Source organism: Gilliamella apis (assembly GCF_030758615.1).
GTDB lineage: Bacteria > Pseudomonadota > Gammaproteobacteria > Enterobacterales > Orbaceae > Gilliamella > Gilliamella apis_A.
The window spans coordinates 2492569-2517238 of record NZ_CP132381.1 but is presented as its reverse complement, the minus strand read 5'-3'; the positions used below and the strand labels follow the sequence as shown (position 1 = coordinate 2517238).

At 32.8% G+C, this 24670-nt stretch carries 22 protein-coding genes and 1 tRNA gene; 15 read left to right on the top strand and 8 right to left on the bottom strand.

Translation table 11 applies throughout. The features are described from left to right. Positions 1-197 precede the first annotated feature (197 nt). Positions 198-1994 carry a translation elongation factor 4 gene (lepA, locus tag RAM17_RS11600; protein WP_110448018.1) on the bottom strand — a complete coding sequence of 599 codons (1797 nt, stop codon included), beginning with the start codon at positions 1992-1994 and terminating at the stop codon, positions 198-200. Positions 1995-2127: 133 nt separating this feature from the next. Between lepA and RAM17_RS11595 the strand changes: the two genes are divergently transcribed. Continuing rightward, entirely contained in the window at positions 2128-2559 is a 432-nt protein-coding gene (locus RAM17_RS11595) for a MerR family transcriptional regulator (RefSeq protein WP_158092448.1), read from the top strand. A gap of 268 nt (positions 2560-2827) precedes the next feature. On the opposite strand, the gene RAM17_RS11590 is transcribed toward RAM17_RS11595, so the two are convergent. From RAM17_RS11590 to secG, 4 genes are all read right to left on the bottom strand, one after another. Further along, positions 2828-4165: a 5-methylcytosine restriction system specificity protein McrC gene (locus RAM17_RS11590; RefSeq protein WP_110447155.1), complete on the bottom strand. Its 1338-nt coding sequence runs from the start codon at positions 4163-4165 to the stop codon at positions 2828-2830. Continuing rightward, a complete protein-coding gene (locus RAM17_RS11585) occupies positions 4162-5973 on the bottom strand; it encodes an AAA family ATPase (RefSeq protein ID WP_110447156.1) in 1812 nt (603 codons plus the stop codon). Before RAM17_RS11585 ends, RAM17_RS11590 begins: the two co-directional genes overlap by 4 nt. A 903-nt stretch (positions 5974-6876) precedes the next feature. Next, positions 6877-6962: transfer RNA gene (locus RAM17_RS11580), tRNA-Leu, on the bottom strand. Between the two features lie 8 nt (positions 6963-6970). Next, positions 6971-7366 carry a preprotein translocase subunit SecG gene (gene secG, locus RAM17_RS11575; protein ID WP_065651629.1) on the bottom strand — a complete coding sequence of 132 codons (396 nt, stop codon included), beginning with the start codon at positions 7364-7366 and terminating at the stop codon, positions 6971-6973. 178 nt (positions 7367-7544) lie between these two features. Here secG and thiI point away from each other — a divergent pair, with 178 nt between their 5' ends. The 4 genes from thiI to trmL all read left to right on the top strand — a co-directional run bounded on the left by thiI (position 7545) and on the right by trmL (position 11747). After that, a complete protein-coding gene (gene thiI, locus RAM17_RS11570) occupies positions 7545-8993 on the top strand; it encodes a tRNA uracil 4-sulfurtransferase ThiI (RefSeq protein WP_110447157.1) in 1449 nt (482 codons plus the stop codon). A 126-nt stretch (positions 8994-9119) separates the two neighbouring features. Continuing rightward, entirely contained in the window at positions 9120-9839 is a 720-nt protein-coding gene (locus RAM17_RS11565) for a response regulator (protein ID WP_110447158.1), read from the top strand. Between the two features lie 30 nt (positions 9840-9869). Then, positions 9870-11243 carry an envelope stress sensor histidine kinase CpxA gene (cpxA, locus tag RAM17_RS11560; RefSeq protein ID WP_110448019.1) on the top strand — a complete coding sequence of 458 codons (1374 nt, stop codon included), beginning with the start codon at positions 9870-9872 and terminating at the stop codon, positions 11241-11243. A gap of 21 nt (positions 11244-11264) precedes the next feature. Continuing rightward, positions 11265-11747, top strand: a complete 483-nt coding sequence (gene trmL / locus RAM17_RS11555; RefSeq protein WP_110448020.1) for a tRNA (uridine(34)/cytosine(34)/5-carboxymethylaminomethyluridine(34)-2'-O)-methyltransferase TrmL — start codon at positions 11265-11267, stop codon at positions 11745-11747. Between the two features lie 205 nt (positions 11748-11952). Here trmL and efp read toward each other — a convergent pair whose 3' ends face one another. Next, positions 11953-12519: an elongation factor P gene (gene efp / locus RAM17_RS11550; protein WP_034901106.1), complete on the bottom strand. Its 567-nt coding sequence runs from the start codon at positions 12517-12519 to the stop codon at positions 11953-11955. Between the two features lie 32 nt (positions 12520-12551). On the opposite strand from efp, the gene epmB reads away from it, so the two are divergent. From epmB to nudC, 6 genes are all read left to right on the top strand, one after another. After that, a complete protein-coding gene (gene epmB / locus RAM17_RS11545) occupies positions 12552-13577 on the top strand; it encodes an EF-P beta-lysylation protein EpmB (RefSeq protein ID WP_110447159.1) in 1026 nt (341 codons plus the stop codon). A gap of 160 nt (positions 13578-13737) precedes the next feature. Further along, a complete protein-coding gene (gene rpmH / locus RAM17_RS11540) occupies positions 13738-13878 on the top strand; it encodes a 50S ribosomal protein L34 (protein WP_025314679.1) in 141 nt (46 codons plus the stop codon). 11 nt (positions 13879-13889) lie between these two features. Further along, positions 13890-14246: a ribonuclease P protein component gene (rnpA, locus tag RAM17_RS11535; RefSeq protein ID WP_110447160.1), complete on the top strand. Its 357-nt coding sequence runs from the start codon at positions 13890-13892 to the stop codon at positions 14244-14246. A 47-nt stretch (positions 14247-14293) separates the two neighbouring features. Further along, positions 14294-14536 (top strand): membrane protein insertion efficiency factor YidD, encoded by a 243-nt coding sequence (yidD, locus tag RAM17_RS11530; RefSeq protein ID WP_232350107.1) that lies wholly within the window; start codon positions 14294-14296, stop codon positions 14534-14536. After that, the gene (gene yidC / locus RAM17_RS11525; RefSeq protein WP_110447162.1) at positions 14536-16161 is read left to right on the top strand and encodes a membrane protein insertase YidC; all 1626 of its coding nucleotides are present in this window, start codon (positions 14536-14538) and stop codon (positions 16159-16161) included. The genes yidD and yidC overlap by 1 nt, the downstream gene beginning before the upstream one ends. A 60-nt stretch (positions 16162-16221) precedes the next feature. Continuing rightward, positions 16222-17025: an NAD(+) diphosphatase gene (gene nudC / locus RAM17_RS11520; protein ID WP_110447163.1), complete on the top strand. Its 804-nt coding sequence runs from the start codon at positions 16222-16224 to the stop codon at positions 17023-17025. Between the two features lie 23 nt (positions 17026-17048). Here the strand turns inward: nudC and RAM17_RS11515 are convergent, their stop codons facing one another. Together RAM17_RS11515 and hemB are read right to left on the bottom strand one after the other, a co-directional pair. Next, a complete protein-coding gene (locus RAM17_RS11515) occupies positions 17049-17963 on the bottom strand; it encodes a hypothetical protein (protein ID WP_110447164.1) in 915 nt (304 codons plus the stop codon). A 427-nt stretch (positions 17964-18390) separates the two neighbouring features. Continuing rightward, complete coding sequence (hemB, locus tag RAM17_RS11510; protein WP_110447165.1) at positions 18391-19401, bottom strand: porphobilinogen synthase; 1011 nt, start codon at positions 19399-19401, stop codon at positions 18391-18393. Positions 19402-19583: 182 nt separating this feature from the next. Between hemB and rpsU the strand changes: the two genes are divergently transcribed. The 4 genes from rpsU (at position 19584) to RAM17_RS11490 (ending at position 24670) form a co-directional block, all read left to right on the top strand. Continuing rightward, a complete protein-coding gene (rpsU, locus tag RAM17_RS11505) occupies positions 19584-19799 on the top strand; it encodes a 30S ribosomal protein S21 (RefSeq protein ID WP_034882800.1) in 216 nt (71 codons plus the stop codon). A 133-nt stretch (positions 19800-19932) separates the two neighbouring features. After that, positions 19933-21714: a DNA primase gene (gene dnaG, locus RAM17_RS11500; RefSeq protein WP_110447166.1), complete on the top strand. Its 1782-nt coding sequence runs from the start codon at positions 19933-19935 to the stop codon at positions 21712-21714. An 82-nt stretch (positions 21715-21796) separates the two neighbouring features. Next, entirely contained in the window at positions 21797-23635 is a 1839-nt protein-coding gene (gene rpoD / locus RAM17_RS11495) for an RNA polymerase sigma factor RpoD (protein ID WP_110447167.1), read from the top strand. Between the two features lie 63 nt (positions 23636-23698). Next, on the top strand, positions 23699-24670 hold the full coding sequence (locus RAM17_RS11490; protein ID WP_110447168.1) for a bile acid:sodium symporter family protein: 972 nt from the start codon (positions 23699-23701) through the stop codon (positions 24668-24670).

The window sequence follows — 24670 nt, the reverse complement described above, 5'->3', positions numbered from 1 at the left end:
AAATTTTATTGCTAGTTTATCGCTACTAAAATCTAGCAATTAGTTTAATAATTTTTCTTTATATTAAAGATTAATTAATCCAAACAAAAACGCATTAAAAGATTTCACCGACGGTCGTCGGTGAAATTATCTTTTCAACCGCTGTTTATAATAAGCTAATAAGTCAATTTTAATGAGGATATCAGTATCCAATCACGCTAATGGATATCTAATACTGCATGGAATGCTTCTTGTGGAATATCAACACCACCAAATTTACGTTGCCTTATCTTATTCTCTTTAATATTTTTAGCGATTTTTTTCTTTTTCGATGCCGAACCCGAATAGCCACGACCGGTGACACTTTTACGTAATGGTGGAATGTCTTCCCGAGCAATGACTTTATTTTCGACTACCGATTGAACCGGCATAGGATAGAGTTTACGAGGAATAACATGTTTCATCTTTTGAACAATTTGTTTACCTCGTTCAAAACTTTTATCTCGAGGTAAAATAAATGAAAATGCATCCACAATTTCATCATTCAACCAAATATCCATTTTTACCAAATCCGATGCAATATAACTTCTATCACGATAATCTATAGATGCATAGCCATGAGTAATCGATTTAAGTGAATCATAAAAATTGTATGCAATCTCTGAAATTGGCAGTTTAAAGGTCAACTCTGCCATTTTATTATTCAGATAAATCATATCGACGTAGATACCTCGTTTTTCCTGACAAAGTTCCATAATTTCGCCAATATTTTCCATAGGAATAATAATTGCTGCATCTATAAATGGTTCTTCAATATAGTCAATTTTTTCAAAACTCGGTAACAACATAGGATTATTAACATTGATGATTTCACTATTTTTTAATGTTACACGGTATTCAACACTAGGAAAGGTAGAGAGTATTTCGATACCATATTCTCTTTCAAGTCTTTCTTGAATAATCTCCATATGTAAAATGCCTAAAAAACCACAACGGAATCCTGCGCCAAGGGCCATTGAGTTTTCTTGTTTATAAATAAATGCAGAATCATTTAGGGACAATTTTTCAACCGCATCTTTAAGTTTTTCTTGGTCTTCATTTTTTATTGGAAATAAGCCAGCATAAACCATAGGTTTGACTTCTTTATAACCAGGTACTGCTTTGGTATTTGGGTGATTAGGATCAATTAGGGTATCACCGACTTTGACATTTGCGACGATTTTAATATTAGTCGAAATATATCCAACTTCACCTGAATCAAGTACATCAACAGTTTTCATTGCTGGTAAAAATACGCCAGTTTGTAATGCTTCAAATTCAATATCACTTTTGAGCATTTTAATTTTCATTCCAGTATGAATGGCACCGTTAAAAACGCGTACATGTAGCACGACACCGCGATACACATCATAATGAGAATCAAAGATTAACGCTTGCAGTTGCTTATCTTTATTACCTTCTGGCGCAGGAATGTTTTCAACGATTGATTCTAAAATATTATCAACTCCTACGCCGGTTTTAGCTGAAGCTAAAATAACTTTATCTAAGTTTATGCCATCTAACTCTTCGATTTCTTTAATCACGCTGTCAACATCCGCATTTGGCATATCGACTTTATTGATAACTGGAATAATAGTTAAATTCTGCTCTTGAGCCAGTTTTAAATTAGCGATTGTTTGTGCTTGTACGCCTTGGGTTGCATCAACTAGCAACAAAGCTCCTTCACAAGCAGCTAAACTGCGTGAAACTTCATAATTAAAATCAGTATGTCCAGGGGTATCGATGAGATTAAGTTCATATTCAATATTATTAGAAGCTTTATAGTACATGCGTACAGTTTGTAACTTAATTGTAATACCACGTTCTCTTTCAAGATCCATGTTATCTAATAATTGCTCTTTCATATCACGTTCAGAGACAGTATTGGTCATCTCAATTAATCTATCTGCCAGTGTTGATTTACCGTGATCGATATGGGCAATAATACAAAAATTTCTTATATTATTTGGGTTCATGTTAATTTCTCCCATACTTTTCTTAAATGTTGGCGTGAACTATAATGGTTAGAGTAACTCTAAGTCAAGTTTGGCCAAATTATCATACTTGCTAATCTATTTAATTGATTTTTATGAAAACATGGGTATAAATATGGTAAATATAAATGATTGTATTGCATCAATTGCACAAAATGGTGAATTAAACCAAACACCTAAATACTCTGTGACTAAAGCAGCTAAAATGTTAGGCTTATCTGTGCATACATTAAGGTATTATGATTCATTAAATTTATTTCCATTTTTGCAACGTGACCAGAATGAAAAACGACTTTTTTCTGATGCCGACTTACAGTGGGCAAAGCTAATTGAATGTTTACGTAACGCGAATATGTCAATTAAAGATGTTCAACACTATGTCAAGCTGTGTCTTAAAGGTGATGAAACATTGGATGAGCGCCTAACTATCATTAATCAACAAGAAAAGATATTAATCGATACTATAACTCAACTAAATGAGCAATTGGCTTTATTGAGATTTAAAAAACAATACTATAAAGCCGCTCATCAAACAACAAATAACTAAGCTTTTCCAATGAAAACTTTTCCTATGAAAAAATTTTGAGGAAAGGGGTTTTTGCTTCTTTCCCCATTCCGGTTTATTTTATAACCGTTTCCTGACTAATTAAATGTTCGTAAGATGGTATAGACTTCTCAATTATTTTTACAACAAACCAATAAATTAAAATAACCGTTATCTAAAAGCAATTAGGGAATTAACTGCTAAAAATTGTGAAGAATTTGGAACGAATACTATTTAGTATTAATATGGTAAAAGAATAAAGCTACTTTTATTAAAGTATCTCAGGAAGCTTAATTCCTAATTTGTAGATATTAACATAGCCTGATTCTTTTTTTAGTTTTTGTATATTAGACTTAGGTATTTCATTTTGATCATCTAAAATAAAGTGGTTAATCGTAAAATCTTCATCGCTCTTCTGATGAGAATATATAATTAAACAATCGATATTTTGTCGATAATCTGTTACTTTTAATTCTTTATAGACTTTTTCAATTCTTGCATAACCACTTATTTGTCTAATGTCCTCAATAATTACTGATTGATTGTGGTATTTAGGTTTATATTTAGTATCAATTACAAATTTGAAATCTGCTTGGTTAGTAAATTTTAAGATAAAATCTAATTCCTGATATTTTGCTTTATAGTGATATTTTACTTCCTTTGATGTAAATATATTTCTCAGTTTTTTATAAACATATAATTCAAACAATTTACTCATATCAATCCAGAAAGGTGGGGTCATGATTCGTTGTTGTTCGGTATTACTAATATTGTAGGCGTAACGTTTCAAAATCAGTAATGCTAATTTGATCGCTTGATCATACTCTTTATATAACGGATTACTTCTGAAGGTTTTTATTTTTGTTATATCAATATCATCAGATACCTGCTCAAAAGCAGGGTGAATGTAATTAATCCACTGCAATAATGGTGTTTTATCAAATCCGTTTTCAAATTTTTGAATGACGCGTTGGGAAAAACGATAGGCTTTTTTTAGAATTTTATTTTCATCACAATTAACGCCAAATTCTTGATATTGGCAGATTGTGTTAATTTTTTTACCACTAACTAAATTCTGTTTGATATTTTTACTGACAAGAATTTTTCCTTTTACGCGGGCATTAAGATTTTCGATTTTAGAATAATAAGATTTTTTTAAGCCTTTTTTTACAATTTGTTTCATAACTTTAAGAAACAGGGCTATTAAGAACGGAGAAAGTAAATCTTGCTTTTGTGTTATTGGGATATGAGGTTTATCAAAATAAATATATAACAAATCATCTAGATGCTTTAGATTTTCGGGCTCTTCAATCGCATCTAACAACATTCGCATATAATCAATCTGCGTTGATTCATTATTTAATTTTGGTTGTATATATATTGGGAGTTTATTTTCAACAATCCAATTGATTCCAACAAAATAAGACGTTTTGAAATAGAATAACTCTTTCTCGCAATTTATTGAGTAGCAGGACTGTTTTTCACCTTTTCGCAAAACTTGGTATTCGTATGAGTCTTTTTCCTTTAAAATAGCAATATAATTGTCACACGCATTAATACAGTGATCTTGTTTTAAAAGTCCATCATACTGTTCAAAAAGTTCAATCATGGTTGATTCGAGTATTTATTTTCGATTTCTTTAATTTTAGTTTTTACACCATCGACATCTTTAAAAATGCCATCCTTTATATATTCCTTCAAAATAGGAATTATTTCATATTGAAGGCGTGTTTGAGTTATATTCTTTTCATCTTTACCATTTATTATAAAGTAGCTTTGCCCTAACCAAACATCTTCAACTCGAAATTCATCAGACAAATATATTGATGGATTCAATATTTTATTTTTTTCATATTCTTCATAACTTTTAATAAATAATTCAGAAATATCTATGAATAAATCCTTTTTAAAATTGGCTTGTAAAGATGTTGGTAATATGTCAATAAATGCAAAACGACGACGAATAGCATAATCAATCTGTCCGACACTGCGATCAGCAGTATTCATTGTGCCAATAATATAAAGATTAGGAGGAATGGTTAGCCTATTATCATCATTAACCGCATACATACTTTCGACTTGTTCGCCTCGATACTCTAGTGCATAAATTAATTCGCCCAATACAGCAGGAAGATTTGCTCGGTTTATTTCATCAATGATCAAAATATATTTTTTTTTAGGATCAGCCGATGCTTTTTTAGCCATTTCTATAAATAGTTTATCTCTCGTAATATATTGAGGTTGGCCATTTTCTGTTTTTACTTCAATTCCTCGCACAAAGTCTTCATAGGTATAGGCAGAATGAAATTGGATGAGTTTAAATTGTTCATGAGATCGTAAATTAGATGCTTGCTCATTTTTATCTGAAGAGACCTTGCCAAAAATGAGTTGTTCAGCAATATTTTTTGCTGTATAGGTCTTTCCAGTTCCAGGAGCACCTTGAAGGATAATTTGTTGTTTATTTTTGAGTAACTCAATATATTTTTTTAAATCATTCATATCATTAACGTTTTCTATATTTTCTTTAAATAGATAATTTAATATACATCCGGGAATAGTTTGTGACTTAAATAGTGTCCCCAAAGGCGGCCATATAGTTTCTGGTTCAGTAATCTTTAAGTCCGAAGATTTAATATACTCATTTTTAGTAGCATCATAGCTAAGCCAAGCAACATCTACATAGTGTGAATAGAAACAACGGTTATTTTGTTCATCTTCTCCTGCAAAATGAATATTTTTTTTATATCGGTAGGAAGATAGCGCAACACCAATACCCCATAATCCATGATTATTGTTTGTAGTGCAAATTATATCGCCATATTTGATATCTTTTATATTTTTAAATGCTTGAATTGCTGGTGATTTTTCCGGATAAGAATTTTTTATTTCTTCAGCTGTAGAATTAGAATAATCTTCATCTTTCCAACCAATAGCCATAATCTCATTGTTCAAAAAACTATTCCATGCTTTTTTTTTGAATTTAGAACAATGAGTCGGAGAAATAAAATAACAAGCGCTATTAGCATTTAAATCAGAAAGGTCAATATTATTTGGTATAAAGAATTTTGTTTTCTCTATTCCTTGCGTAAACGGGCTAATAAATTTTTGAAATTGATTAATTAAAAATTCATTATCCTCTATTTTTGAATAAAGTAATCGTTTTAATAAAATTTTATTTGTCTGCCTGCCATCTTTATTCTTATTATTTTTATGGATTTCAATGGAATTGTTTTTATAACCTACGAAACGGCTTGGTCCAAAAAATAGTTTGTTGCCAATTTTTTCAACAGCAAACCATTCCCCCCTACTATAAAGTTTTAAAACGTCAGTTTTGTTATTGCCACTAATCAAACTGTGATAAAGGGTTAGAAAATTTTTGATAACATCACTTCTTTTTTCTACGAATTCTTCTTGCATAGCATCTGGTCTTCAACAGTTAGGAAACAATATCGAAATTTATATAATCTTATATATGATTATATAAGAATAAGATTGTTTATAAGCAAAGGCAATATTTTTGTGTAGTTAATATAATTTTGTATCTTGAGAGGATTTAGACTTCATTTATGGGATGTAAATTATTAGTAAATTGTAGATAGGCTATACTAATTCATACCAGTTTTATAACGTTATTCTTATGATAAATTAAAAATAAAAAATTGATTTGTCTTGAACAATAATTTATTTGCTTTGTTAACCACAGCATTAAAAATGAGACTGTATTTATTTTTTTATTCTAAATAAAGAAAAATATAAATAAAAAAACATGATAGAGAGTATACCAAAAGTAATATCTCATAATTTTAGATAGGTAGAAATATTCTCTAAAGAAGACCTATTTATTTCTAATAACCTTAAAGAATATGCCACCCCTATAATAATTCCTTCATTTTGAAAAAGTCTTAACAAACTTCCAATGGTGGATTGTTTATCTTTTTTTTTGAGCCATTGCTATCTGAATTAATGAACTTTGAAACAGTCCTTCACCTAAACCATAGCTCATAGTAGCTATAACATAATTAAAGACTGAAATATTAAAACTTATAAATAAAAGTAAGGCGAAAGCAAATAGCATAAACGGTAAAGCATAAATTAGTATTATTTTATTACCACTTGAATTTATGATTTTTGGGGCAAAGACATTTAACTGTTTCTTATTTATTATTTAAGGGTTGTTTTTCCTAATCATATAACTAAAAATTACTGATAGTAAATGTATCTTACTGATGCTTAATGAATAACAAAATAGGCTTTAAGCCTTGTATTTGTTAGTTTTGATGTGTTTTAAAGGATTTAAAAGAATGTTAATGAATATTGAATTGGTGCCGTGGGCGGGACTTGAACCCGCATGCTCTTAGAGCACTACCCCCTCAAGATAGCGTGTCTACCAATTTCACCACCACGGCGCCGTTTTTTATTCTGGAATATCTGATGTAGGATTAATATTCTGTGGTTGAATAACTGGGTCAGCAGTTGGAATTACTTCTCCATTATTACCGCTAGTACTTTCAGTATTTTGTTGCGTAGTCGCTGGAGCACTATCTCCAATATTTTTGAACTCATCACTTGAAGTTGTGTTTTTTGAGCTGCCAAGATTTGATAAAATAATGCTTAACACAAAAAATAACACACCAAGTATTGTTGTTGTGCGAGTTAGAAAATTGCCACTTCCTGATGAACCAAATAAAGTTGCAGAAGCGCCAGCACCAAAAGATGAGCCCATGTCGGCACCTTTACCGCGCTGAATTAGCACTAAAACGATTATCGCAAGTGCGATAAATAAATAACCTATAATTAAAAGTTCGTACATTTCAACCTGTCAATTTTTATGTTATAGAACAGAATTTATTGATGCGAAATATTAGCGAAAGAGTGAGCAACAAGCAAGTATATTTTATTATTTTCTGTATTTATCATAATCAATTGTACGTTTTTAAGGGAAAAATCAGTATAATGTCGCCATTTTTATTCTTGGCAAATGCAGTTGTATGAAATTTATAGTTAAACTTTTCCCCGAAATTACCATCAAAAGTGAGTCCGTTCGTTTACGTTTTATTAAAATTCTTACTAGTAATATTCGTAATATTTTAAAGAATGCTATTAATGATGTGGCAGTTATTCGTCATTGGGATTTTATTGAGGTTCGCCCTAAAGTTGAAAATAGTGAAAATCAAATATTAGAACTATTAACAAGAATTCCAGGTATCCATCATATTTTAGTAGTTGAAGAACTTACTTTTACTGATTTACATGATATTTATGAAAAAGCGTTTAATCATTATGCGCCTTTAATTGAGAATAAAACATTTTGTGTAAGAGTTAAACGACGAGGTAAACACGAATTTACCTCAATTGAGGTAGAGCGTTATGTCGGTGGTGGTCTTAATCAACATGTTGCTACTGCTAAAGTCAAATTAACACGTCCAGATATTACTGTTAATCTTGAAATTGATAAAGATAAACTTCTACTAGTTAAAGAACGGCATGCCGGAATAGGTGGTTTCCCAACCGGAACACAAGAAGATGTCATTTCTCTTATTTCTGGTGGATTTGATTCTGGTGTTTCTAGCTATATGCTGATCAGACGAGGCTGTCGAGTCCATTATTGCTTTTTTAATTTAGGTGGCAAAACCCATGAAATTGGCGTGAAACAGATGGCTCATTATTTGTGGGATAGATTTGGAAGCTCTCATAAGGTTCGTTTTATTGCCATTGACTTTTCAGATGTTGTTGGCGAGATTTTAGAAAAAATTGATGATGGCCAGATGGGGGTTATCTTAAAACGAATGATGATTCGTGCAGCCTCTAAAGTTGCACAGCGTTATAATGTTGAAGCTCTGGTTACAGGCGAAGCGTTAGGTCAAGTATCAAGTCAAACCTTAACTAATTTGCGTTTAATCGATAATGTCAGTGATACATTAATTTTACGCCCACTTATCACCCATGACAAAGAAACGATAATTAATCTAGCTCGTCAGATAGGTACTGAAGATATTGCTAAGACTATGCCTGAATTTTGTGGTGTCATATCAAAAAGTCCAACAGTAAAAGCAGTTAAAGAAAAAATAGAGATTGAAGAGCAAAATTTTGATTTTTCTATTTTAGATAAGGCTGTTGCAGAAGCTGAAAATATTGATATTCGTGAAATAGCTAAACAAACTAATAATACTATTACTCAGGTTGATACCGTTACAACATTAGAAGATAATCACGTTATCATTGATATTCGGGCGCCAGAAGAGCAAGAGGAGCATCCACTGGAAATCGAAAATGTTGAAGTTAAGCTTATACCATTTTATAAATTGGCAACTCAATTTGGTGATTTAGATCAATCAAAGCAATATTTACTTTATTGTGCTAAAGGAGTAATGAGTAAACTACAAGCGCTTTATTTAATCGAGCAAGGTTTTAACAATGTTAAAGTATTTAAACTGTGAATCTTAACAATTATTTACGATATTTTTCTCATATATCTATATAATATTTCCTAAAATATAAAATCTAGTTATCGTCTATTTAATAGATATAAAAACTAAGGATTTTATTACTTATTGAGGATTATAATGAGCAAATTACTTGTAGTTGATGATGATTTAGAAATTGCTTCGTTGTTATGTGAATTATTAGAATTGGAAGGATTTACCGTTGAAGTTGCAAATAATGGTATTGAAGCGTTAGAAAAGTTTGATGATTCCATCGATCTGGTTTTACTTGATATTATGATGCCAGAAATGAATGGATTAAGTGTTTTGTCTTCATTAAGAAGTAAATTCACCGTTCCTGTTATCTTCTTAACAGCTAAGGATAGCGAACTCGATAAAATCAATGGACTTGAACTTGGCGCTGATGACTATATTCTTAAACCTTTCAATGATAGAGAATTGATTGCTCGAATTAACGCTTTATTGCGTAGAGCTAGATGGGATACTGTTGGTAATGAAAGTAATGAAAAACCATTACAATACACTATTGATAAACTTGTGGTGAATACCAAACAGCAATCTGTTTATTTTGATGACAAATACATCGAATTAACTGGCACTGAATTTCAAGTATTACTTAAATTACTTGAAAATAAAGGGGTGACAATTTCAAGAGATACTCTTAGTGAGACTGTGTTGGGGAAAGAATTTATCCCATTAGCACGCTCAATTGACGTTCATGTCTCTAATTTACGTAAAAAACTTCCACCTCGAAGTGATGGCTTACCATGGATTAAAACCTTGCGTTCAAAAGGATATCTATTTGTTGTAGATCAAAATGATAATTTGTTGCAAAATTAGCTTTTTTCAATATGGTAAGAATCTATGTGGATTTTTGATCGTCTGACAATTAGAATTTTCACAATATTCTTACTTACTATCGCTTTTTTCCTTGCGCTTGTAATGGTATTACCCGAACTCGACTCACGTAATTTAACTTATTTGGCGAATAAAGATAAAGAGAGTGGTAAAGTTCTTGCAAGCCAGATTGAAAAGGATCTCGCTAAGATACCGAAAGATAGTTTTCGCTGGTGGATGAGATTTATCGTAGTAATGGATAATTATCAAAAAACTGGTCAAGTCCTATTTATTGTTACACCTAATCAGCAAATTATTACTGCGGATACTAAAAATATTGATTTAGTAAAAAGCTTTAGTGAAAAATCGCATGATGTTGATGATCCAGCTAAGAAAATTTATGATAACCAAGAAATTATCGGTCCTTTCCTTATTCATTATGCTAATGATGAATATCAACTGTTTTTGTTACAGCCTGCATCAGATATTCAATCTCAATTTGTTAATTTGATTTTTGATCATCCTTTCTTACTTTTGACATTAACCATGTTAGCCAGTTCACCATTTTTGTTGTGGTTATCTTGGAGTATTGCTAAACCAGCAAGAGGGTTAAGATTGGCCGCAGAACAGGTTGCAAATGGTAATTTACAACAGTGGCCTGAGCTTGAAAAAGTTGGTTCTTATGAATATAAAGCCACAGGAGCAAGTTTTAACCATATGCTCAGAGAATTGAAACGGCTGCAAGATCTACAGCAACGGCTGTTTTCTGATATTTCCCATGAATTACGTACTCCATTGACCCGATTGCAATTGGCAACTTCGTTATTGCGCCGTAAGCAAGGTGAAAGCAATGAAGTTTTGCGGATAAATAATGAAGCTTTAAAGCTTGATTCGATGATAGGTGACTTATTATCCTTAGCAAGGAATCAGCATGATAATAATGAAGTTCGTGAATTTAAACCATTAGATGTATTATTTAAAAATGTACTGGATAATGCGACTTTTGAAGCCAATCAAATAGCAAAACAATTTTCTATACAAAATTTTCCTTCTAACCATACAATTTTGTGCTATCCAGAGGCGCTATGTAGTGCGCTTGAAAATGTGATAAGAAACGCATTTCGTTATTCAAATCAAAAGATTGTGGTGAATTTCACTATTCAACAACAAAAAGTTGTTATTACCATTGATGATGACGGTCCAGGTGTTGCCGATAATGAGCTTGAGCAAATTTTTAGACCATTTTATCGTACTAATGAAGCTCGAGACCGAGAGTCGGGTGGTACTGGGTTAGGATTAGCTATTGTGGCGAATGCTATTACTCGAGATAATGGCACAGTTAAAGCTGAGAAAAGTCAGTTAGGTGGGCTGAAAATTGTGATAGTATTACCACTTCAAAAATATTAATTGTTAAGAGAAATTATTGTGTTGAATGCGCCTTTAAATATTGTGTTGTTTGAACCTGAAATTCCGGCTAATACGGGTAATATTATTCGTTTATGTGCTAATACTGGTTTTAATTTACATATTATCGAACCAATGGGATTTTTTTGGGACGATAAAAAACTAAGGCGAGCAGGACTTGATTATCAAGAATTTGTTGATGTAAAACGTTATAAAAATATTGATCATTTTTTAGAGGCAAATCAGCTTGATTTGGCTTCACAAGTTTATGCTTTAACCACAAAAGGCCAAAAACCACATAGTGAAGTTAATTATAAACAAGCAGATTTTTTAATGTTTGGCCCTGAAACTCGAGGTTTACCAAATCGCATTCTTGATGAGCTACCACAAGATAGAAAAATTAGAATTCCAATGGTCGCCAATAGTCGCAGTATGAATTTATCTAATTCTGTTGCTGTAGTTGTTTATGAATCATGGCGACAACTAAATTATATTGGTGCTAAATAAACTAAAATTCTTAATTTAGATATTGTTAGTTTATTGCCATTCGCTGGTTTGATTGAGTGCTGGATAGGTAATTGTCGAAAAGCTGTGCCTCATTATTGAAATAAAAACCCCTTTCCTGAAAATAAATATTAACTTTCTTACTTAGTAAATAAAAAAGAGGTCATGTTGACCTCTTTTTAAAAATAGCTTTTATATCTCGTTAATATTATTTAACACGTGAAACGTATTCACCAGAACGAGTATCAACTTTAAGTACTTCACCAATTTGTACAAATAATGGAACACGTACTACAGCACCAGTTGATAGTGTCGCTGGTTTACCTCCAGTTCCTGCAGTATCACCTTTTAGACCTGGGTCGGTTTCAATAACCTCTAGTTCAACAAAGTTTGGTGGCGTTACCGCAATTGGTTGACCATTCCATAAAGTTAAAATACATTCAGCTTGATCAACTAACCATTTAGCATTGTCACCTACAGCTTTAGCATCAGCAGAAAGTTGCTCAAATGTATCGTTATTCATGAAATGCCAAAATTCACCATCAGTATATAAATAGGTTAAATTCATATCAACAACATCAGCGGCTTCAACGGATTCACCTGATTTGAATGTTTTATCAACAGTCTTACCTGAAAGTAATTTTTTTATTTTTACGCGGTTAATTGCTTGTCCTTTTCCTGGTTTATAAAATTCATTTTCAACAATTACACACGGTTCGCCATCTTGCATTATTTTAAGACCGGCTTTAAACTCATTAGTACTAAAAGATGCCATAAAAGCTCCAACTATCATTCTGAATTACAAAAATGAGCCACATTATACAGCAAAATATTGAACAACCAAATAAAGATGAGTGGATTTTTGAACTTGCCAATGTCGTTACCGATATCAAAAAGCTTTATCGTTGTTTGAATTTAGATCCTGAGGCAATTTCTCTGCCTATGTTGCAAGCGAGAAAGCAATTCCCGCTTCGGGTTCCTATGGCTTTTATCAATCGGATGAAAAAAGGCGATAGTCAAGATCCATTGTTGCTACAAGTTCTTTGTGATGAAAAAGAATTAATTAATGTAGCGGGTTTTAGTGAAGATCCTTTAGAGGAGCAAAATAATACTATTCCGGGATTACTACACAAATATCATAATCGTGCGTTATTAATGATTAAAACTGCATGTGCGATTAATTGTCGATATTGTTTTAGGCGACATTTTCCTTATCACGATAATCAAGGCACTAAAAAAAATCTTGGTGCAGCATTGGAGTATATTGCAAGTCATCCAGAACTGGATGAAATTATCCTTTCAGGTGGTGATCCGTTAATGGCTAAGGATCACGAAATGGCTTTTTTAATAACCGAATTAGAGAAAATACCTCATATCAAGCGTTTACGTATTCATAGCCGTTTAGCTGTGGTGATACCTAATCGTATTACTAGCGAACTGTGTCGGTTATTTGCTAAAACCAGGTTACAAATTGTATTAGTTACTCATATTAATCATCCAAATGAAATTGATGATAATGTTACTAATGCTATCAAGCGTTTAAAGGAACATCAGGTAACGGTTTTGAATCAAAGTGTGTTATTGAAAAAAGTTAATGATGATGCTGATGTATTAGCTTGTTTAAGTAATAAATTATTTTCAATAGGCATTTTACCTTATTACATCCATTTATTGGATAAAGTGCAAGGAGCTGCTCATTTTTTAGTGGATGATGACAATGCTAAGCAAATTATGAGACAACTTGCGAAAAATGTATCGGGTTATCTTGTGCCAAAATTGGCTCGTGAAATCGGTGGTGAAAAAAGTAAGCGAGTCATAGCGATTAATGATTAATAAGGGCGATATATTCATTTAATACAGTCCTTACAATTTATATATCAAAATCTCATTGACGAAAAATAAAATAGCCTCTATAATTCGGGCCTCTTTAATTAATGCTGTGGAGTTTATACTCTACAACTTGTTGATAAATTAGATTTGGATATAAATCGTCATGAAACGCACATTTCAACCATCAGTATTAAAACGTAATAGAACTCACGGTTTCCGTGCTCGTATGGCTACTAAAAACGGTCGTCAAGTTCTTGCTCGTCGTCGCGCTAAAGGCCGTGTTCGTTTAACCGTTGCTAGCTAATTTAAAGTTGAGTGACTAAACTCACTTTTCCTCGGGAGTTACGTTTGTTAACTCCCTTCGATTTTAATCGCGTCTTTCAAGAATCTATTCGTGCAGGTTCGCCTTTTCTTACTTTAGTTACACGGAAAAATGATCTGGCTCATGCTAGATTAGGTTTTGCTATAGCTAAAAAACAGGTTAAACGAGCACACGAGCGTAATCGAATTAAACGATTAGCTAAAGAATATTTTCGTCACCATCAACATCAGTTTCCTAATATCGATTTTATTTTGATGGCTAAACAGCCTGTTATACAATTGAATAATCAACAATTAGTTGAGACATTAGACAAACTATGTCAACAAATCATCAAAAAACAAAGAAACTGAATAAATTAATATTGATATTTAAACAGCATATTTATGCATTTAAATATTTGATTATTAATATTTTTGTTTTTGTCATTAAAATATACCAGCGTATTATTAGTCCTTTATTAGGGCCTAAATGTCGCTTTACTCCATCTTGTTCTCAATATGCTGTAATTGCATTAAGACGCTTTGGATTAATAAAAGGTAGTTGGCTAACTGTCAAACGTGTATTAAAATGTCACCCTTTACATGAAGGAGGTGAAGATTTTGTACCTCCTAAAACTAAAACCGATAGAGAAAAACACTAATGGGATCTCAACGTAATATTTTAGTCATTGCTTTACTTTTCGTCTCTTTCCTGCTTTGGAAAGCATGGGAAGAAGATCATGCACCAAAACCGCCAGTTGCTAATCAATTGACGCAACAAATAGGTGAAGATTCACCAGCGGATTTCGCACAAGGTAAAACAATTACGATAAAATCTGATGTATTGTCATTAACGGTTAATACCTATGGTGGCGATGTACAAGCTGCACAATTGTTAAAATATGAGCAGTCTCTTCATTCTGGTACGCCTTTCCAATTATTAACATCTAAACCTGACTTTATTTATATTGCTGAAAGTGGCTTAACAGGTAAAGATGGTCCAGATAATGCAATTCAAGGAAGTAAACGTCCAGTATATCAAACTGCTCAATCTGAATATGTTTTAGCTGATGGTGTAGATGAGTTGAAAGTTCCATTAACGTATCAAGTTAATGGAGTAACTTATACTAAATATTATATTTTACATCGTGGCAAATATGCTATTGATGTTCAGTATGATATTGATAACCAAAGCCAAAATCCTATAGAAGTATCGATGTATGGTCAGTTAAAACAAACTATTGATTTACCAGATGATGCTGTTACCGAAGGTGGTGGCGGATTAGGATTAAGTGCGTTCCGTGGTACCGCTTATTCCAGTGCTGATACTAATTATAGTAAATATAGCTTTGGTGATATCAAAGATAAGGCTTTATCTGTTGAAACTAATGTTGGTTGGGTTGCTATGTTGCAACACTATTTCGCTTCTGCTTGGATCCCGGTGCAGGATCAAAACAACCTATTTTATTCACGTGCTACGGCTAAAAATTCCCAAGCTACGATTGGTTTTAAAGGTGAAACAGCCGTTATTCAACCAGGTAAAACTCAATCAGTTAGTGCGAAACTATGGTTAGGTCCTGAAATCCAAAGTCAGTTAAAAGAAACCGCTAATCATCTTGATTTAATAGTTGATTATGGTTGGTTATGGTTCTTATCGCAGCCACTGTTCTATTTATTGAAATTTATTCAAAGCTTTATAGGTAATTGGGGCTTTTCAATTATTGTTATCACCTTTATTGTGCGTGGTATTTTATTCCCACTAACACGAGCACAATATCGTTCAATGGCTAAAATGAAGTTATTACAACCTCGTTTACAAGCATTAAAAGAACGTTATGGTGATGATAGACAAAAAATGAGTATGGAAACAATGGCTCTTTATCGACAAGAAAAAGTTAATCCTCTTGGCGGTTGTTTACCATTGTTGATTCAAATGCCGATCTTCTTATCACTGTTTTATATGTTAGGTAATACAGTAGAGTTACGTCATGCTCCATTTGCTCTTTGGATTTATGACTTATCAGCGCAAGACCCATATTATATTTTACCGTTATTAATGGGTGGTACCATGTTCTTAATTCAGAAGATGTCACCAACACCGGTTACCGATCCATTACAGCAAAAATTAATGACATATATGCCATTAATCTTTACGGTGTTCTTCTTATGGTTCCCATCAGGTTTAGTTTTATACTATATTGTAAGTAACTTATTTACGATTGCTCAGCAACGTATAATTTACTGGGAACTTGAGAAAAAAGGTCTTCATGAGAAGAAAAAGAAATAGCTTGATGGAAAGGAGGAGTAATATCCTCCTTTTTAATATTTAATTTTTGGTGTTGATGTTATGGATATACAAAAACAATATAATTTAATCGGTAACGAAAAAGGCTACTGGTTTGTGAGTAAAAATGGTCGTTTATGGTTACCTAATGGCGAAGTTCCCAACGGTAGCGCCAGTGAATTAGGATTTACCAATAAACTCGCTCAACCTATTGGTGAATGGAATGGACAAACTGCGTGGTTAATTTGTCAAGAAATGAGTAGTTCCATGGGCTCGATTAGACCTTTACTTAGTGGAGCTGATCAGTCTTTGTTTAATATGGCTGGTAGAGCGGTACAATTGTCTGAGTTTTATCGGTCTCATAAATATTGTGGCTACTGCGGTCATGAGATGTATATTAGTCAAACAGAATGGTGTTGTCTATGTGATCATTGTCATCAACGTTATTATCCACAAATTTCACCATCAATTATTGTCGCTATTCGGAATAAAAATAAAATTTTATTGGCAAAACATGTAAGGCATAATCAAGATAATTTATATACTGTATTAGCGGGTTTTACTGAAATTGGTGAAACAATGGAAACGACAGTGGCCAGAGAGGTCTATGAAGAGTCAAAAATAAAAATTAAAAATATTCGTTATGTCGGTTCGCAATCTTGGCCATTTCCTAATTCTATGATGATGGCTTATTTAGCAGATTATGATAGTGGTGAGATTACTATCGATAAAAATGAGTTAGTAGAAGCTGATTGGTACCATTATTCTCAATTACCAAAAATACCTGAATATGGCACGATAGCAAGGCGTTTAATTGAGGATACAATTATACTTTGTCGTGAATATGATGAGTTTGGTGAAAACTGATCATATTCACTTTATTTAATAAGTTATAGATACTCAATGGTTCTGGTTAAATTAATTTTACTTGAACCATTCCCCGTTGTTTCACAAACAGCTTTGGTCCAGTCATTATTTTGGTTATATTCAGAATAACTACAAGTTTCAGTAGATTCTAATTCTTGTTCATTTTTATCATTAATGATGACTTCACCTTTAGCAGACAATTTGAAGGTACGAGTAATCGTTTTTTCTAATTGTTTGTCTGCATTATAAATAACATCTTTTTCTCTTACTAAAACGGGTAATTGTTTTTTATCATCCATTTTTACATAAGCGTTATATAAGACTTGTTCGACCAGATCATTTTCATAAATAATCTTACTGGTAAAATTAATATTATTATCAGCGAAGTTAGATAAAGTGGTTTCAACTAAACGGCCTTGCTCGTCAAATTCATTAATAGCAACAATTTCATCATTACTATTTTTCATACCAATGATATTTTTCGATTCATCGAAAGTAATGTCATAACTGTTTCTGGTATCTTTCATACCATAAATGTATTTAGCTGTATCATAATTTATTTCGCCATATAATCCTTCCAAGTCATAATCTTTAACATAACCTTGATCGTTATAATTAATAGACTTTTTGTCCGAACTTTGAATTGTTTGCTGTTTAATGAGTTTCTTATTAGGTAATAACTCAGGTTCGGTATGAAATAGATAGCTATTAGTTACTTGAGTTGGTAACTGTGATTTATTTTCACTACTAGAATTTATTGTATTGTCTTCATTTTTGTTTGTTGTACTGGTCGTTTTATCAGTTTGCGTATCAGTATTAACTTCGTTATTTTGATTAGTCGATGGAGTTGCATCAGATGATGATTGGCTGTCTTTTTTATCATCACACCCAGTTAATAAGAGGATACTTAATAAGAAAAGATAGATATAATTTTTCATAATATTGGCTTCTTAATGTTATTGGTTAAAATTTTATTTATATCTAATAGCGATATTAATATTTCGATTCATCAGTTTATTCTAGCTATGGCAATAATATTTATATTATTGAATAGTTACTTGATCATCATATCAGACAAATCTTCACTCTCATCACCTAATTTGTAATTTTTAGTGCCAGAATAAGTAACTTAATATATTTTATCCATAAATTAAGATTTTGTAATTGATTTAGTTTAATATTTATTAAAAAATTAAAATATTAATGATGTTATTAATTATGGAAAAGCTTGATTGAGCTAATTTGGGGTATTTTTTAATCTAAAGAGATTCGATTTTGCTTTAAAAAGTTGTGCTTGTTTTTCCGTTGTTAATCATATCAATTCACTATAATTAGTAAATTGATATGATATATATAATGCAGCTATTACTGGTTATTAAGCCATTGAGCTACTTGCTTAGCAAAATAAGTTAACACGCCATCGGCACCTGCTCGTTTGAAACAGAGTAGAGATTCCATGATAGTAGACTTTTCATCTAACCAACCGTTTTCGATTGCAGCCATTAACATTGCATATTCTCCTGATACTTGATAGGCAAATGTAGGTACTGCAAAGGTTTCTTTTACTCGGCGAACGATATCTAGATAGGGCATACCAGGTTTAACCATGACCATATCTGCGCCTTCACTTAAATCTTGATAAATTTCTTGTAAGGCTTCATTGCTATTTGCTGGATCAAGTTGATAAGTTTTTTTATTGCCACCTTTGATATTATTGGCTGAACCAACTGCATCACGGAAAGGTCCATAAAAGCTAGATGCATATTTTGCCGAGTAAGCCATAATTTGGCTATTAACAAAATTATGTGATTCTAGCTCTTTACGTATTGCACCAATTCGGCCATCCATCATATCACTTGGTGCAATAATATCTGCTCCAGCATCTGCTTGTATTAGTGCTTGTTTTTTTAAAGCTTCGACAGATATATCATTGAGAACATAACCGTTGTCATCAATAATGCCATCTTGGCCGTGTGTCGTATAAGGATCGAGAGCCACATCGGTTAAAATTCCGAGTTCTGGTATTTCTTTTTTTAATGCTCGAATTGCTTTAGGTACTAAACCTCTTTCATTATAAGCTTCTTCGGCTAATAGTGATTTTAGGGAGGGCTCAATAGCAGGAAACAATGAAAGTACCGGTATACCTAATTTAGCAACTTGTTCAGCTTCTTTCACCAATATATCAATACTCATCCGTTTTACATTCGGCATTGATGACACGGGTTGGCTGATATTGTTACCCTCAACGATAAATACTGGATAAATAAGATCATTAACCGTCAAATGGTTTTCAGCTACCAGACGACGACTAAAATCTTGTGCACGGTTTCGACGTAAACGTTTTTGTGGATATTGACCAGTAAAGAAAGACGACATAAAACACCTATATATCTTTAATTAAACTATTTTATTATCTGACTCAAAAAGTAGATTAGCAAATTAATTTATCATATAGTAATTATACGATATTTTACTTTACAACCCATATCAATTAGGAGTAAAATTGCGCACTAATTTTAGTCCTTTGTGATATTAAACAAATTTGAGGTGAGAGGCACATGCCAGTAATTAAAGTACGTGAAAATGAACCTTTCGATGTAGCATTACGTCGTTTTAAACGTTCTTGCGAAAAAGCAGGAGTATTAGCTGAAGTTCGTAATCGTGAATTTTACGAAAAACCAACAACTATTCGTAAACGCGCAAAAGCAGCTGCTGTTAAACGCCATGCTAAGAAATTAGAAAGAGAAAACGCTCGTCGCACTCGTCTATATTAATTTTTATACTGAAAATTTAAATTGTTTAAAAAAAACAATTCATTTATATTCTAGATATAAACAATTTTAACAAGCCGTATTATTATTACGGCTTGTTGTCTTTTCATAATGCCATAATTGGTTGAATTTTATCATGAAAGGTCTTATTCCTCGCGATTTTATTTTAGATTTGCTTGCCCGCACAAGTATTCTTGATGTGATAGGTAAGCGCGTTAAAATGAAAAAAAAGGGAAATAATTATTTCGGTTGTTGTCCTTTTCATGATGAAAAAACTGCTTCTTTTTCATTAAATGAAAAAAAACAAATTTACTACTGCTTTGGATGTGGTGCATCAGGCTCTGCTGTAAATTTTTTAATGCAGTATGAACGATTAACCTTTCCTGAAGCCATTGAAGAAATTGCTAGTATGCAAGGCATTCGTGTTCCTTACACGGAAGATGATAGTAATCAAGCTGACCAATCAAAGCAAATTGAATCACGTAATTTGCGTCGTGATCTCTACTCCTTGATGGCAAAAATCACCGATTTCTACCAACAACAACTAGCATTATCAACTTCAAAAGATGCTCATATGTATCTTGAGCAACGTGGTTTAAATCAAGAAATTATAACTAGGTATAAAATAGGTTATGCTCCTAATGAGTGGCGTTTAACTTCACAAAATGTAGTAAAAACTAAAGCTGAAACGAAATTATATAATCAAGCTGGCATGTTAGTTACCAATGATAGTGGTAATCAATATGATCGATTCCGTGGTCGTATAATGTTTCCAATTCGCGATAGACAAGGTAATGTCATTGCTTTTGGTGGTAGAACGATTATCAATGATTCAGCTAAATATATTAATTCACCCGAAACACCTATTTTTCATAAAGGTTTTCAATTATATGGTCTTTATGAAGCGCAAGAGGTTAATCGAAATCCTGAACAGCTGATTGTGGTTGAAGGATATATGGATGTCGTTTCACTGGCCCAATACGGTATTGATTATGCAGTTGCTGCATTGGGTACATCAACCTCTGAAGAACATATTAAATTATTATTTAGAGCAACTGATTCTGTCATATTTTGTTATGATGGTGATAATGCAGGGCGAAGTGCTGCTTGGCGAGCACTGAACGTATTACTACCTTGTTTGATTGATGGTAAACAAATTACTTTCGCTTTTTTACCACAAGATGAAGATCCTGACAGTTACGTACGTAAAGTCGGTAAAGATGGTTTTGAAAATTATGTAAAAAATGCACCTAATCTCTCTGAATTTTTGTTTGATGAGTTATTAAAACAAGTTGATCTAAAAACCGCTGAAGGTAAAGCTAAATTGAGTTCACTGGCTATACCTTTGCTTGATCAGGTCAAAGCAAAAGCATTTAGACTTAACTTGCTTCAGGAATTAGGTCGTTATTTAGGCCTACTTGATATATCACAAATAGAACAACTCATAGCCACTGATCAAAACAAAGGTGAAAATAAACCTATTGAACCAGTATCTGCACCGCAGATGAAATTAACTACCATGCGAATTTTGATTGGTTTATTACTGCAATATCCTGATATGGCTAAAATGGTTTCAGATATTAATGTTATGCGACAAGTTAATTTAGCTGGCATAGATATATTTATTGAGCTACTTGAATTATGCCAACAATACCCAAATATAACTACAGCACAGATATTAACAGAGTGTATCAGTCGACCATTTTATAAACAGCTAAGTCGTTTAGCTACATGGGAGTACCATTACCAAGATGATGAAATAGAGTCAATTTTTTCTCATACTTTAAAAGAGTTATATGATAATATACTCGCCCAAAGGCAAGATGAACTGATCGCAAAAGAAAGAGTCTCCGGATTAAGTACCGCAGAGAAAAAAGAATTAGCGACATTAATACTTGTTTTATCAAAAAAAGACTAAATATACAGGGTATATGTAGAAAATTATTTTCTATTCTACATATATAATATACATGACCGAATAACTAAATGTGGATACCTTTATGGAGCAAAATTCTCAATCACAGTTAAAACTCCTGATCATCCGAGGAAAGGAGCTAGGATACCTGACCTATGCTGATGTCAATGATCACTTGCCGGAAGAAATCATTGATTCAGATCAGATTGAAGATATTATCCAAATGATCAATGATATGGGCATTCAAGTACTTGAAGAAGCCCCAGATTCAGATGAATTATTACTTTCCGATAATGTTCCGGATGAAGAGGCCGTTGAAGCAGCTACAGCATTAGTTTTATCTAATGTAGAATCAGAAATAGGTAGAACGACAGATCCTGTCCGTATGTATATGCGGGAAATGGGTGCAGTTGAATTACTAACCCGTGAAGGCGAAATTGATATTGCCAAACGTATTGAAGATGGTATTAATCAAGTTCAAACCTCTGTATCTGAATATCCAGAAGCGATTACATATCTTTTAGAACAATACAATTTAGTGGAAAGTGGTGAAGTTCGCTTATCTGATCTTATCACCGGTTTTGTTGATCCTAATGCTGAAGAATCAACCGAAGAGCTTCCAGAAGAGTTGGAAGAGAGTGAAGCTGAAATCGATATTGATGATAGCGATGATGAAAGTGAAGAAGATGGCGATTCTTCCGCTGATGATGATGTTTCAATTGATCCGGAAGTGGCAAGAGCGAAATTTTCTGAACTTAAAGAACAACATGATAAAACCTCAGCTGCAATAAAAAAATATGGCCGAGCCCATAAAAAAGCACAACAAGAAATTGAAAATTTATCTGAAGTTTTCAAACAATTCAGATTAGTAGGTAAACAATTTGATATTCTTGTTAATAACATGAGAAGCATGATGGATCGCGTAAGAGCACATGAACGTGTCATTATGAAGATCTGTGTTGAGCAGTGCAAAATGCCGAAAAAACAATTTATGACGCATTTTAGTGGTAACGAAAATAACATGAGTTGGTATAAAAAAGCCGTTACTGGTAAAGGCGCTTTTGCTGCTAATTTAATGGAATTTGAAGCGCCAATTGAGGCTGAAATTAATTGTTTACAACAAATAGAAACGGAAACTAATCTTTCTATTGAGCAAATTAAAGATATTAATAGACGAATGTCTATTGGTGAGGCAAAAGCTCGACGAGCAAAGAAAGAGATGGTAGAGGCCAACTTACGTTTGGTAATTTCAATAGCGAAAAAATATACCAATCGTGGCTTGCAGTTCTTAGATCTTATTCAAGAAGGTAATATTGGCCTGATGAAGGCTGTTGACAAGTTCGAATATCGCCGAGGATATAAATTCTCTACATATGCGACTTGGTGGATTCGACAAGCAATTACACGTTCAATTGCTGACCAAGCAAGAACAATACGTATACCAGTGCATATGATTGAAACAATCAATAAGCTAAATCGAATTTCACGTCAGATGTTACAAGAAATTGGTCGTGAACCAACGCCAGAAGAACTATCTGAACGCATGCAAATGCCTGAAGAAAAAATTCGTAAAGTATTGAAAATTGCTAAAGAGCCTATTTCAATGGAAACACCAGTAGGTGATGATGAAGATTCACATTTAGGTGATTTTATTGAGGATACAGCTCTTGAGCAACCATTAGATGCCGCTACATCTGAAAGTCTGCGTAGTGCAACACGTGATATTTTATCTGGCTTAACACCGCGCGAAGCGAAAGTATTACGCATGCGATTCGGTATTGATATGAATACTGACCACACTCTTGAAGAAGTTGGTAAACAATTTGATGTAACGCGTGAACGTATTCGTCAGATTGAGGCTAAAGCATTACGTAAATTACGTCATCCAAGCCGATCTGATGTACTGCGAAGCTTCCTAGAATAACAGCATAACTTTAGATATATCGCCACTTTTGTGGCGATTTTTTTAACTAATCGAACTAATATCATGAATATACTTCAACGTTTTAAAATTGATTCATTCTTGCTGATTTTGATTTGTGTTGTGATGACGGCAAGTATTTTTCCATGTGAAGGACAAGCTAAGGTTGTTTTTGAGGATCTCACCACTTTTGCTATTGGCCTATTATTTTTTATGCATGGAGCAAAATTGTCATTTGATGCAATAGTTATTGGTATAAAAAATTGGCGATTGCATTTATTGATATTTATTATTACTTTCGTGGTTTTCCCTATTCTAGGGATGATGATGCAACTACTTGTACCAACATTTTTATCTGAAGATCTTTATCTAGGTTTTGTTTACCTTTGTGTTTTACCCGCTACGGTCCAGTCTGCAATTGCTTTTACATCAATAGCAAAAGGTAATGTAGCTGCAGCAATTTGTAGCGCATCGGCATCGACATTATTAGGTGTATTTATTACTCCTGTATTAGTCGGCCTATTAATGCATACTCAAGCGGCTGACTCGATGAATATTTTAGATGCTATAGAATCTATTATGCTTAAACTAATGTTACCTTTTGTGGTTGGTCATTTATCTAGACGTTTTATTGGCAAATGGGTGGATAAATATAAAAGTGTTATTTCAAAAACTGATCGTATATCAATATTATTAGTTGTTTATGTTGCTTTTAGTGATGCGGTAGTCAATGGTATTTGGGCTAAAGTTAGTTTGTTATCTCTTTTAGAAATTATTTTTTATTCGATAATTTTGTTAACCATCGTATTATTAATTACTACTTATAGCTCGCGATTATTCGGTTTTAGCAAAGAAGATGAAATCACAATTGTATTTTGTGGCTCTAAAAAAAGCCTCGCAAGTGGTATTCCTATGGCTAGTGTAATTTTCCCTATGTCTATAACTGGAATAATTATTTTGCCGTTAATGATTTTTCATCAAGTTCAATTAATGATCTGTGCTGTATTAGCTTCCCATTATGCGAAACGAAAAATGTAA

Excerpts from the sequence above, each read along its gene's own strand:
- lepA (WP_110448018.1), bottom strand. The coding sequence starts at position 1,994 with ATGAACCCAAATAATATAAGAAATTTTTGTATTATTGCCCATATCGAT.
- RAM17_RS11595 (WP_158092448.1), top strand. The coding sequence starts at position 2,128 with ATGGTAAATATAAATGATTGTATTGCATCAATTGCACAAAATGGTGAA.
- RAM17_RS11590 (WP_110447155.1), bottom strand. The coding sequence starts at position 4,165 with ATGATTGAACTTTTTGAACAGTATGATGGACTTTTAAAACAAGATCAC.
- RAM17_RS11585 (WP_110447156.1), bottom strand. The coding sequence starts at position 5,973 with ATGCAAGAAGAATTCGTAGAAAAAAGAAGTGATGTTATCAAAAATTTT.
- secG (WP_065651629.1), bottom strand. The coding sequence starts at position 7,366 with ATGTACGAACTTTTAATTATAGGTTATTTATTTATCGCACTTGCGATA.
- thiI (WP_110447157.1), top strand. The coding sequence starts at position 7,545 with ATGAAATTTATAGTTAAACTTTTCCCCGAAATTACCATCAAAAGTGAG.
- RAM17_RS11565 (WP_110447158.1), top strand. The coding sequence starts at position 9,120 with ATGAGCAAATTACTTGTAGTTGATGATGATTTAGAAATTGCTTCGTTG.
- efp (WP_034901106.1), bottom strand. The coding sequence starts at position 12,519 with ATGGCATCTTTTAGTACTAATGAGTTTAAAGCCGGTCTTAAAATAATG.
- epmB (WP_110447159.1), top strand. The coding sequence starts at position 12,552 with ATGAGCCACATTATACAGCAAAATATTGAACAACCAAATAAAGATGAG.
- rpmH (WP_025314679.1), top strand. The coding sequence starts at position 13,738 with ATGAAACGCACATTTCAACCATCAGTATTAAAACGTAATAGAACTCAC.
- yidC (WP_110447162.1), top strand. The coding sequence starts at position 14,536 with ATGGGATCTCAACGTAATATTTTAGTCATTGCTTTACTTTTCGTCTCT.
- nudC (WP_110447163.1), top strand. The coding sequence starts at position 16,222 with ATGGATATACAAAAACAATATAATTTAATCGGTAACGAAAAAGGCTAC.
- RAM17_RS11515 (WP_110447164.1), bottom strand. The coding sequence starts at position 17,963 with ATGAAAAATTATATCTATCTTTTCTTATTAAGTATCCTCTTATTAACT.
- hemB (WP_110447165.1), bottom strand. The coding sequence starts at position 19,401 with ATGTCGTCTTTCTTTACTGGTCAATATCCACAAAAACGTTTACGTCGA.
- rpsU (WP_034882800.1), top strand. The coding sequence starts at position 19,584 with ATGCCAGTAATTAAAGTACGTGAAAATGAACCTTTCGATGTAGCATTA.
- dnaG (WP_110447166.1), top strand. The coding sequence starts at position 19,933 with ATGAAAGGTCTTATTCCTCGCGATTTTATTTTAGATTTGCTTGCCCGC.
- rpoD (WP_110447167.1), top strand. The coding sequence starts at position 21,797 with ATGGAGCAAAATTCTCAATCACAGTTAAAACTCCTGATCATCCGAGGA.
- RAM17_RS11490 (WP_110447168.1), top strand. The coding sequence starts at position 23,699 with ATGAATATACTTCAACGTTTTAAAATTGATTCATTCTTGCTGATTTTG.